The 10856-nt window shown below is 59.6% G+C and carries 9 protein-coding genes and 1 pseudogene; 4 read left to right on the top strand and 6 right to left on the bottom strand.

Annotated features, from left to right (window positions below; all coding sequences use genetic code 11):
- The 3 genes and pseudogenes from glpD to glpT form a co-directional block, all read right to left on the bottom strand.
- A pseudogene (glpD, locus tag AAC083_RS03165) lies at positions 1-1192 on the bottom strand (glycerol-3-phosphate dehydrogenase); the annotation flags it as partial.
- Between the two features lie 330 nt (positions 1193-1522).
- Positions 1523-2281 carry a DeoR/GlpR family transcriptional regulator gene (locus tag AAC083_RS03160; RefSeq protein ID WP_042034527.1) on the bottom strand — a complete coding sequence of 253 codons (759 nt, stop codon included), beginning with the start codon at positions 2279-2281 and terminating at the stop codon, positions 1523-1525.
- Between the two features lie 101 nt (positions 2282-2382).
- A complete protein-coding gene (gene glpT / locus AAC083_RS03155) occupies positions 2383-3741 on the bottom strand; it encodes a glycerol-3-phosphate transporter (RefSeq protein WP_042034528.1) in 1359 nt (452 codons plus the stop codon).
- A gap of 490 nt (positions 3742-4231) precedes the next feature.
- On the opposite strand from glpT, the gene AAC083_RS03150 reads away from it, so the two are divergent.
- On the top strand, positions 4232-5080 hold the full coding sequence (locus AAC083_RS03150) for an MIP/aquaporin family protein (RefSeq protein ID WP_108537980.1): 849 nt from the start codon (positions 4232-4234) through the stop codon (positions 5078-5080).
- A gap of 54 nt (positions 5081-5134) precedes the next feature.
- Positions 5135-6637, top strand: a complete 1503-nt coding sequence (gene glpK, locus AAC083_RS03145) for a glycerol kinase GlpK (protein ID WP_108537979.1) — start codon at positions 5135-5137, stop codon at positions 6635-6637.
- Positions 6638-6800: 163 nt separating this feature from the next.
- Here glpK and AAC083_RS03140 read toward each other — a convergent pair whose 3' ends face one another.
- From AAC083_RS03140 to AAC083_RS03130, 3 genes are read right to left on the bottom strand one after another with little or no spacing between them, the layout of a single operon-like run.
- Positions 6801-7043 (bottom strand): FeoC-like transcriptional regulator, encoded by a 243-nt coding sequence (locus AAC083_RS03140; protein ID WP_108537978.1) that lies wholly within the window; start codon positions 7041-7043, stop codon positions 6801-6803.
- Positions 7040-9310 carry a Fe(2+) transporter permease subunit FeoB gene (feoB, locus tag AAC083_RS03135; RefSeq protein ID WP_108537977.1) on the bottom strand — a complete coding sequence of 757 codons (2271 nt, stop codon included), beginning with the start codon at positions 9308-9310 and terminating at the stop codon, positions 7040-7042. Before feoB ends, AAC083_RS03140 begins: the two co-directional genes overlap by 4 nt.
- Complete coding sequence (locus AAC083_RS03130; RefSeq protein ID WP_042034533.1) at positions 9307-9534, bottom strand: FeoA family protein; 228 nt, start codon at positions 9532-9534, stop codon at positions 9307-9309. The genes feoB and AAC083_RS03130 overlap by 4 nt, the downstream gene beginning before the upstream one ends.
- A 119-nt stretch (positions 9535-9653) precedes the next feature.
- Between AAC083_RS03130 and AAC083_RS03125 the strand changes: the two genes are divergently transcribed.
- Both AAC083_RS03125 and AAC083_RS03120 read left to right on the top strand, forming a co-directional pair.
- The gene (locus AAC083_RS03125) at positions 9654-9983 is read left to right on the top strand and encodes a translation initiation factor (protein ID WP_042034534.1); all 330 of its coding nucleotides are present in this window, start codon (positions 9654-9656) and stop codon (positions 9981-9983) included.
- 244 nt (positions 9984-10227) lie between these two features.
- The gene (locus tag AAC083_RS03120; RefSeq protein WP_042034535.1) at positions 10228-10785 is read left to right on the top strand and encodes a TMEM165/GDT1 family protein; all 558 of its coding nucleotides are present in this window, start codon (positions 10228-10230) and stop codon (positions 10783-10785) included.
- The last annotated feature ends 71 nt before the right edge of the window (positions 10786-10856 follow it).

The following is a 10856-nucleotide window of genomic DNA, read 5'->3' as shown; positions in this document are numbered from 1 at the left end:
ACTCGGTGGTGGAGCAGTCGAACTCACCACCGGGCAGACGGCTGCTGGCGGTCCAATCTTCGCCCATCTGGCTGAACCAGGGTTTGAGCTTGTTACAGGCGGCCTGGGCCAGCTTGCGATAAGTGGTGAGCTTGCCGCCAAACACCGAGAGCAGCGGCGCGCCGTCGGATTCGCCGGAGAGCTCGAGGGTGTAGTCACGGGTCACCGCCTGGGGGGAATCGGACTCGTCATCGCACAGCGGGCGCACCCCGGCATAGGTCCAGATCACATCTTTCGGGGCGATCTGGCGAGTGAAGTGGGCGTTGACCACCTTGCAGAGGTAGCTTATCTCGGCCTCGCTGATCCTGGCTTCGCGCGGACTGCCGTGATGCTCCACGTCCGTGGTGCCAATCAGCGAGTAGTCCTGCTGATAGGGGATGACGAAGACGATACGATTGTCCTCGTTTTGCAGGATATAGGCCTCTTCGCGCTCATGGATGCGCGGCACTATCATGTGGCTGCCCTTGATGAGGCGAATGCCACGGGGAGATTTCTCGTGCAGGCTCTCGTCATAGAAGGTCTTGACCCAGGGACCGGCCGCATTGACCAGACCACGGCAGGTGACGGTGAACTGTTCGCCCCCTTCCCGCTCCAGGGTCAGAGTCCAGTGCTTGGAGCCACGCACCGCCTTGATGCAGCGGGTACGGGTCTGCACGTCGGCGCCCTTGTCCCGGGCCATCATGGCATTGAGCACCACCAGGCGAGCGTCATCGACCCAGGCATCCGAATATTCGAAGCCCTTGTTGATACCGCTCTTCAAGCCGTCTTGCGGCAGGAAGCGCAGGCCGCAGCTGCCCTTGAGCTTGTCGCGCTTGGCCAGGTTGTCATACAGGAACAGACCGGCGCGGATCATCCAGGCCGGACGCAGGTGCGGGCGATGGGGCAGCCGAAAGCGCATGGGACGGGCGATGTGAGGGGCCATGCCGAGCAGCACTTCCCGCTCCGCCAACGCCTCTTTCACCAACCGGAATTCGTAATGTTCGAGGTAACGCAAGCCACCGTGGATCAGCTTGCTGGAATTGGAAGAGGTGGCAGAGGCGAGATCTTGCGCCTCGAACAGGGCAACCTTCAGACCCCGACCCGCTGCATCAGCCGCAATGCCCACCCCATTGATGCCGCCGCCAACGACGACCAGATCATAATGTTCGCTCATGTTCACCTACTCTTTCTTATTTTGTGTTGCCATGACAGCAATGTTTGATTTCGCTCATATTAGAGCATGAAAAAATGATAAACGAACATTTTATGGAGAAAATGTGATCGCGATGGTTATGGCAATGCTAAAAATGCGGGCCATCGGTGATCAGGGTGTCAGCAAGGGGCTGGCTGGCAAAAAAGGGGGCGCGAGATCGCGCTCATGCCCGTGAGCATCCAAGACGCGGGGCATCCAGAATGCAGCGCAGGTTGTACAAACAGAGAGGAGGAGGAAGCGGAAAAGAAGCGGCCGCCGGTGCGGCGGCCTGATGCCAGTGCGGGGGGCGACTCAGCAGATGTGGCATGCGATCTGATGCTGGGACATCAACCGCATGAGCTTCTCGGGCGGCTCCTGATCAGTGAACAGGGCGTGGATCTGGTTGAGGTTGCCCAGATTGACCATGGCATTGCGACCAAACTTGGTGTGGTCTGCGGCCAGAAACACCTGACGGGAGTGAGCGATGATGGCCTGGGCAATCTTCACCTCGTGATAGTCGAAATCGAGCAGGGAGCCGTCATTGTCGATGCCCGAGATACCGATGACACCGTAGTCCATGCGGAACTGGCCGATGAAATCGCGGGTCGCCTCCCCCACTATGCCGCCATCCCGGTTGCGGATCTCGCCACCGGCGATGATGACGGTGAAGTCATCCTTGGCCGTCAGAATGCTGGCCACGTTGAGGTTGTTGGTGACAACCCGCAGCTCACGGTGATCCAGCAGGGCACGGGCGATGGCTTCTGTGGTGGTGCCAATGTCGATAAAGAGCGATGAACCGTCGGGAATGTTGGCGGCCACTTCGCGGGCTATACGCTCTTTCTCCTTGAGCTGCATCACTTTGCGGGCACTGTAGGCGGTATTGACGGTACTCGAATGCAGGGAGGCACCGCCATGATGGCGCCGGATCTTGTTCTGTTCGGCAAGATCATTCAGATCCCGGCGAATGGTCTGGGGGCTGACGTCAAAGTGGGTCACCAGATCCTCGGTCGAGACAAAGCCCTGCCGCGTCAGGACGTCCAGGATCTCCAGATGTCGTTGGGTTTGCTTCACGCTTGCACTCCGATGATGGGACGAAAAAAGGCCCCGGCAGATGCGGGGCCTTTTGCAGTTTACCTGATCCCTTTTCGGATCGATAAGGGCAGGATCACGTTTTATGCCCTATCGGCAGCGGCTTTCTTGGCCGCGACGGCAATGTTCTCGTGCTTGAGGGTCATGGCCAGCAAGATGATGGAGAGCACGCAAGACGCGGTCAGCACCATGAAGCCACCATCCCAACCGAAGTGGTCAACCGTATAGCCCAGCATGGCGTTGGCTGCCACAGCGCCGCCCAGATAACCGAACAGCCCGGTGAAACCTGCCGCAGTACCGGCTGCTTTCTTCGGTGCCAGCTCAAGCGCATAGAGGCCGATCAGCATGACGGGACCGTAGATCAGGAAGCCGATGGCCACCAGTGCCATCATGTCGATGGTCGGGTTGCCAGCCGGGTTGAACCAGTAAACCAGTACGGCAACGGTCACCAGCACCATGAACAGGATACCGGCCGGGGCACGGCGACCCTGGAACAGCTTGTCCGAGATCCAGCCGCACAGCAGGGTGCCCGGAATACCGGCCCACTCGTACAGGAAGTAAGCCCAGGAGGAGTTGTCGACACTGAAGTCCTTGGCCTCTTTCAGGTAGGTCGGGGCCCAGTCCAGCACGCCGTAACGAATGAGGTAAACGAAGGCGTTGGCAATGGCGATATACCACAGCAGCTTGTTGTGCAGCACGTACTTGACGAAGATCTCCTTGGCGGAAAACTCCTGCTCATGGCTTTCGTTGTAATCCTTCGGGTAGTCGTTCTTGTGCTCTTCGATGGGGGGCAAACCCACGGATTGCGGGGTATCACGCATCACGAAGAAGGTGATCACCGCAATGGCAGCCGCAGCGGCAGCGGGCACATAGAAGGCACTGCGCCAGTCATTGAACCAGCCCATCCCGAGGATAAACAGCGGGCCTATCATGCCGCCGCCGACGTTGTGCGCCACGTTCCAGACCGCGACCACTTCGCCACGCTCCTTCTGTGACCACCAGTGCACCATGGTGCGACCGCAGGGCGGCCAGCCCATGCCCTGTGCCCAGCCGTTCAGGAACAAGAGCACAAACATGATGCCGATGCTGGAGGTGGCCCAGTGCACTGTCCCCATCATGAACATGATGCCGGCCGAGAGCAGCAGGCCTGCGGAGAGGAAGTAACGGGCATTGGAGCGGTCAGAGACGTTCCCCATCAGGAACTTGGACAGACCATAAGCGATGGAAACCCCCGACAGGGCCAGGCCCAGATCGCCGCGGGAGAATCCCTGTTCAATCAGATAAGGCATCGCCAGACTGAAGTTTTTTCGCACCAGATAGTAACCGGCATAACCGAAGAAGATCCCGAAAAACACCTGCCAACGCATGCGTTTGTAGAAGGGATCGACCTTGTCGGCCGGGAGCCTGTCTATATGTGGGGCAGGCCTGAAGAGACTAAGCATGTTCTGCGTCCTTATTGTTGTTGTGGGCGGTTGAGGGTGCCCTGTCCATGCTGACCAACCAGAGGAGTCCTGATTCGAAAGCGAGCCTATTGTGCTCATATATGAACATTTAATCTGTGATGGAGGCTCAAATATTGCAGTTTTATTACAAAAGAAAGCGCCAGTTGAGTAGTTGCGTATCAGCCGCAATCCCTTATATAGCAAGGCTTTCAGCTACCCACTAAGTGGTACAAGCATGGCTGCATCTTGCTTTCCGTCACAGTTTTTTAGCAATGAGTGGGATCTTGTCCACACTTCCTGCGGGGAGGGCGTGGTGAATGTTCGATTTAGGTTTATTTTCTCACTCGTCCTGGAACGAGCACAAACGAGCATAACGTTTGCGTCAGCTCAAAAAACAAGAAAAACGTTTTCCAACGAAATAATGGGACTGAAAAAAACAACAAAACAGAACATCAAACCTACTCTGGGTAGATATAAGGAATAACGGTATATGAGCATACAAAGACCCAATACCCTGCTTGGCGAGTGCATCGCCGAATTTATCGGCACCGGCCTGCTGATATTTTTCGGCGTCGGTTGTGTGGCCGCCCTGGTGCTGGCAGGCGCCAACTTCGGACAATGGGAAATCTCGATTACCTGGGGTCTGGGTGTCGCCATCGCCATCTATGTGACCGGGGGTATTTCAGGTGCCCACCTGAACCCGGCCGTGACCCTGGCGCTGATGACCTTCTGCGGGTTCGACAAACGTAAAGTGGTGCCCTACATCATCGCTCAAGTCGCAGGCGCCTTCTGCTTCGCCGCCCTTGTCTACTTCCTCTATAGCGGCCTGTTCACTCAGTGGGAAGTGACCCACAACGTGGTGCGCGGCAGCGTCGAGAGCCTTGGCACCGCTGGCATCTTCTCTACCTATCCGCATTCGCTGCTCTCCAACATGCAAGCCTTCGCGGTCGAGCTGGTGATCACCGCCGTCCTGATGCTGGGCATCATGGCACTGGGTGACAACAACAACGGTGCCCCCAAAGGCTTCGCCGCCGCCCTGCTGATCGGTATCCTGATCGCCGTGATCGGTGCTTCCCTCGGCCCGTTAACCGGTTTTGCCATGAACCCGGCCCGTGATTTCGGCCCCAAACTGTTTGCCTTCCTGGCAGGCTGGGGTGACGTGGCCATGACCGGTGGTCGTGACAACCCCTACTTCTGGGTACCCATCCTTGGCCCCATCGTTGGCGCCCAGATTGGTACCGCTCTGTATGTCAAAGTGCTGGCTCCCTGCGTCCCGGGCAACCGTGTCGTCACCACCGAGCAAGCGACCCAAACCGCCAAAGAAGAGGCTGCCGCATAAGAGCGGCCCCCTCCAACGTATAAAAACGTGGAAAATAGAAACGTGGAGAACATCATGTCTGCTGAAAAGAAATATGTCGTCGCTCTGGACCAGGGAACCACCTCTTCCCGCGCCATCGTGTTTGATCAGGATGCCAACATTGTCGGTACCTCCCAGCGCGAATTCACCCAGCACTACCCGAAAGCGGGCTGGGTAGAGCACGATCCGATGGAGATCTGGGCGACCCAATCCTCCGTCTTTACCGAAGTGCTGGCCAAGACTGGCCTGCGCAGCGAAGAGATCGCCGCCATCGGTATCACCAACCAGCGTGAAACCACCGTCGTCTGGGAAAAGGCCACCGGCAAGCCCATCTACAACGCCATCGTCTGGCAGTGCCGCCGCACCGCCGCCATCTGCGAAGAGCTGAAAGCTCGCGGTCTGGAAGAGTACGTTCGCGAAAACACAGGTCTGGTGCTGGATGCCTACTTCTCCGGTACCAAGGTGAAGTGGATCCTCGATAACGTGGAAGGTGCCCGCGAGAAAGCGATGAACGGCGAGCTGCTGTTCGGCACCATCGATACCTGGCTGGTCTGGAAGATGACCAATGGCGAAGTGCACGTCACCGACCCGACCAACGCCTCCCGTACCATGCTCTACAACATCCGCGAGCTGAAGTGGGACGAGAAGATGCTGGACGAGCTGGGCATCCCCATGTCCATGCTGCCGGAAGTGAAACCCTCTTCCGAAGTGTACGGCTACACCACCCGTGGCGGCGGCTCCCGCATCCCCATCGCAGGTATTGCCGGTGACCAGCAGTCTGCCCTGTTCGGCCAGCTCTGCTTTGAAAAAGGGATGGCCAAGAACACCTACGGCACCGGCTGCTTCATGCTGATGAACACCGGCACCGAGCCGGTTCGCTCCAGCAACGGCCTGCTGACTACCGTTGCCATCGGCCCGAAAGGGGAAGTGAACTACGCGCTGGAAGGTGCAGTGTTCATGGGCGGCGCCACCATCCAGTGGCTGCGTGACGAGCTGAAGATCATTCACGATGCCCGCGATACCGACTACTTCGCCTCCAAGGTGGGTGACACCAACGGCGTCTATCTGGTACCGGCCTTCGTCGGTCTGGGCGCCCCCTACTGGGATCCGTATGCTCGCGGCACCATGGTCGGCCTGACCCGTGGCGCCAACCGTAACCACATCATCCGTGCCGCGCTGGAATCCATCGCCTATCAGAGCCGCGATGTGCTGGATGCGATGCAGCAGGACTCCGGCATCAAGCTGGCAGCCCTCAAGGTAGACGGCGGCGCCGTAGCCAACGACTTCCTGATGCAGTTCCAGGCTGACATGATGCACACCCCGGTGGTACGTCCGACCCGCATCGAGACCACCGCCATGGGCGCCGCCTTCCTGGCCGGTCTGGCCGTCGGCTTCTGGAAGAGCTCTGACGAGCTGGAAGACAAGTTCAGCGTGGATCGCGAGTTTATCCCGCAGATGGATCACGCCGATCGCGACAAGCGCTACCACGGCTGGCAAAAAGCGGTTGAACGCTCACGCCGCTGGGCTGAAGAGGATTAATCGGGCAGCCGACGTCTTCTGAGATGAAAATACAAAGAGGCCGACAGCGATGTCGGCCTCTTCTTTATTCAGCCAGATATCCACAGTGGGCATTCACCACCGCTGGCACCCGCCGGTCAGTCCCGTCCCCTTGTCATGGAGTGAGGCGGACCAGAGCGCAGGCTCAGCACTTTTGCACCAGGCCTATCTGGCCCGGCTCGCACCACTCGAACATCACCTCCTGACGCTTGCCGCAGCAACTGCCGCCGCACACCTGGGTCTCCCGCTTGGCGACCCGGCCCTTGCGCATCCAGACGCCGAGCATGGCCTCCACCGCATCTTCCGAGGTGTGGAAGTGGCGCGCCAGATCCCGCCGGCTCACTTTCTGCTGTGCGGCGAGATAGTCGCCGAGCTCCCGCAGGATCACAGGGCCACCACCTTGCGGGCGACTATGTCGCCGTGACGACGGCCCAGCCACCAGAGCAGCAGCAGGGAGAGGCCATAGCTGCCGATCCAGAACAGGCTCTGCTCGGGATGAGCGGCAAAGGTTGCCAGCTGATAGAAGACAGTGGCGCACATAAAGGCCACGTAGTTGCACCAGGCGGCAGTCAAAAGCGCCCACTGACGACCGGTTTCCCGCACCAGCGCCCCCATGGCGGCGGCGCAGGGCATGTAGAGCAGCACGAACAGCAGGTAGGCAAAGGCACCGGCCGCGCCGTCGAAGTGGGCCTGCATGTTGCCGTAGGTGGAGACATCGACCTCCTGCGCGTCGGCGGCGGCTTGCTGGTCGCCGAGATTGCCAACGGCAAGCCCCATGGGGTCGGTCGGGTTGATCTCCGCCAGATTGGTCGTCACGGCAGCCACGGCCTCGTGGAAGCTGGCCACCAGCGAGAACTCGCCAGCCTCCTCACCACCGCTCTTGCCCGCGTAGAGGCTGTTGAGGGTGCCGACCACCGCCTCTTTGGCGAAGATGCCGGTGACGATACCCACTGTGGCCTGCCAGTTGTCATCGCGCACACCTATGGGGTGCAACACCGGGGTCACGGCCTGGCTTATCTTGCTCAGCACCGAGCTCTCCTGATCCTGGTGGCCGAAGCTGCCATCCGTGCCCAGCGAGTTGAGTACGCTCAGCACGGCGACCACCAGCACTATGGTTTTACCGGCGCCGAACACGAAGGATTTGAGCTTCTGCCAGGTCTTGATCCCCACGTTGATGGGGCGCGGCCACTCGTAATCGGGCATCTCCATCAACATGGCATCGCTCTTGCCCGGCAGCAGGGTGCTGCGCAGCAACAGGCCGGTGAGCACGGCCACCACAATGCCGATGAGGTAGAGACCGAACACCAGGTTCTGACCCGATTCCGGGAAGAAGGCCACCGCAAACAGGGCGTAGACCGGCAGGCGGGCACCGCACGACATGAAGGGGGCCATGGCCGAGGTCATCAGCCGCTCCCGCTCCGAGTTGAGGGTGCGGGTCGCCATCACCGACGGCACGGTACAGCCAAAGCCCATCAGCATGGGCACAAATGCCTTGCCCGGCAGGCCGAGGCGGCGCATCAGGGCATCCACCACGAAGGCGGCACGGGCCAGATAGCCTGAGCTCTCCAGCACCGCCAGAAACAGGTAGAGACAGCCGATCACCGGGATAAAGGTGGCCACCGTCTGCAAGCCGACCCCGAAGCCGTCCGCCAGTATGGCCCCCAGCCAGTCAGGGGCACCGAAGAGCCCCAGCAGGTGGTGCACGCCATCCACGAACAGGGCACCGCCCATGATGTCGAAAAAGTCGATGAAAGCGCTGCCCACCTTGATGGCGAACATGAACATCAGGTACATCACCAGCAGGAAGAAGGGGATGCCAACCCAGCGGTTGAGCAGCACCCGATCCAGCCATTCGCTCTGGGCCACGGTGAGCTTGCCCTTCTGCTGACACGCCTGGCCGGCCCACTGGTGAATGTGGCCATAGCGGATATCCGCCAGTTGCAGATCGATGTCCTGGGCATGATGGGCGCGGGCTACCACGTTAGTGGCGGCGGCCTGCTGGCCGGGCAACAGGGTCTCCTGCATCACCACATCCTCTTCCAGCAGGCGCAGGGCGCGGCCACGAGGGGTGAGATGATGGGGGGCGAGCAGGGTCTCAAGCTCCGCCAGATCGTGTTCAAGGTCGCGGCCGTAATCGAGCCGCAGCGCCTGCTGGGGCTGGCCGATGAACTGCTGGATCTGCTGCTTGAAGGCGGCAACCTGCTTGCTGTTGTGCGCAGAGAGGGCGACCACCGGGCAACCGAGGGATTTGCCGAGCCTGCTCTCGTCGATAACGATGCGGCGCTTTTGCAGGATATCCAGCTTGTTGAGCACCACCACCATGGGCAGCCCCAGCTCGCGCAACTGCAGCGTGAGATAGAGGGAGCGTTCCAGGTTGGCGGCATCGATGACATTGAGCAGCAGATCCGGCTGCTGACCCTGGACGAAGCGACTGGCAATCTGCTCGTCCAGGCTCCCTTCCTGATTGGCCAGGCTATAGATGCCGGGCAGGTCCATCAGCTTGTAGTCGTGACCATCGGCGGAAAATTCGCCCATCTTTTTATCGACGGTGACGCCACTCCAGTTACCCACCTGTTGGCGGGCACCGGTCAGGGCGTTGAACAGGGAGGTCTTGCCGCTATTGGGATTACCGACGGTTACCAGGGAATAACTCATACCGGTTCGACCTCGATTTGCTGGGCCAGACTCTTTTGCATGGAGAGACAGATCCCCTGACACTGGATCTGGAGCGGATCCCCCAGCGGGGCGGATCGCAGATAGATGACTTCAGTCTGTGGCAACAAGCCCATCACCATCAATTTGCGCCGCAGGGGGCGGGTCAACTGGTTCATGTTCTTGATGCGAGCACTCTGTCCCGGTGACAACTGCGTGAGTACCATGACTGACTCCTGAAGTTAAACAATAATAATTCGCTTTTACTCGGGGCATTATATGCTGTGTCTTCAACTTTTATTTGAGTAAAATCAAACTCCGCTTAGCTAACCCATAAAGTATTGCCATGAGTCACGACAACAACAGCCGCCTGGTTTACAGCACAGATGGCGGCATCATCAAGGAACAGACCCAGTCTCAATCTGCCTCCCCCTTCCCGCAGGATGGCACTGTGCGCATCCGGCGCGAGACCAAGGGGCGCAAGGGCGCCGGTGTCATCAGCATTCACGGCGTACCGGCCGAACAGCAAAAGGCCATCGCCACCCTGCTCAAGAAAAAGTGCGGTACCGGCGGCGGCCTGAAAGAGGGGATCATCGAGATCCAGGGGGATAAACGGGACCTGATCAAAACCGAACTGGAAAAGGCCGGTTTCAGCGTCAAGCTGGTCGGTGGCTAACCCACTTGTCTGGCGGATGATTTTTCCCTAGAATGCCCGCTCCCATCGAGGGGGAGTAGTCTCGCAACCCGATCCCAAACCGGTTTGCGACCCTGATCAACATGCTTGGTGCCAACTCACCATGGTCAGGGTGATCCATTTAATCCGTGGATTTGACAAGACCTTTGACGGGCCAGTGCCAATACCGGGGACGGATGGCGCAGGCTTGTCTCAGGTATAACAATTCCGTCCCCCGGTCATTTTTATGGAAGCCTTGTTAACCTCAACCCTGAGCGTGGCTATCGCCGAGATCGGCGACAAGACCCAGCTGCTGGCGTTGCTACTCATCTGTCGTTTTCGCAAGCCCTGGCCCATCATAGCCGGCATGCTGGCGGCTACCCTGCTCAACCACGCCGCCGCCGCCTGGTTTGGCGAGTTCATCAGCCGCTGGCTGGATCCCCAGGTGATGATCTATCTGGTCGCCGGCGCCTTCATTGCCATGGCAGCCTGGATCCTGGTGCCGGACAAGATGGACGACGAGGAGAGCTCGCTCGACAAGTACGGCCCCTTCATGGCCACCTTCGTGCTCTTCTTCATCGCCGAGATAGGCGACAAGACCCAGATCGCCACCGTGTTGCTGGCGGCCAAATATGACTCGCTGGTACAAGTCATCACAGGCACCACCCTCGGCATGATGCTGGCCAACGTGCCCGTGGTGCTGCTCGGCAAGCTGGGCGCCGACAAGTTGCCGCTCAAGGGGATCCGCATCGCCTGCGCCATCCTGTTTGTCGGCCTCGGGGTCAGCACCCTGATCTTCGCCTGACACAGACCGGCCCCGAAGGCGGCGAGGCAAGCGTGAGCACTTGCCTACCCCGCCCCGTGCCGGCATCCATG

It is taken from the genome of Aeromonas sp. HMWF014 (genome assembly GCF_963878295.1).
In the GTDB taxonomy this organism is placed as follows: domain Bacteria; phylum Pseudomonadota; class Gammaproteobacteria; order Enterobacterales; family Aeromonadaceae; genus Aeromonas; species Aeromonas popoffii.
The sequence above is the reverse complement of the archived record's forward strand: the minus strand, read 5'-3'. Positions and strand labels throughout refer to the sequence as shown.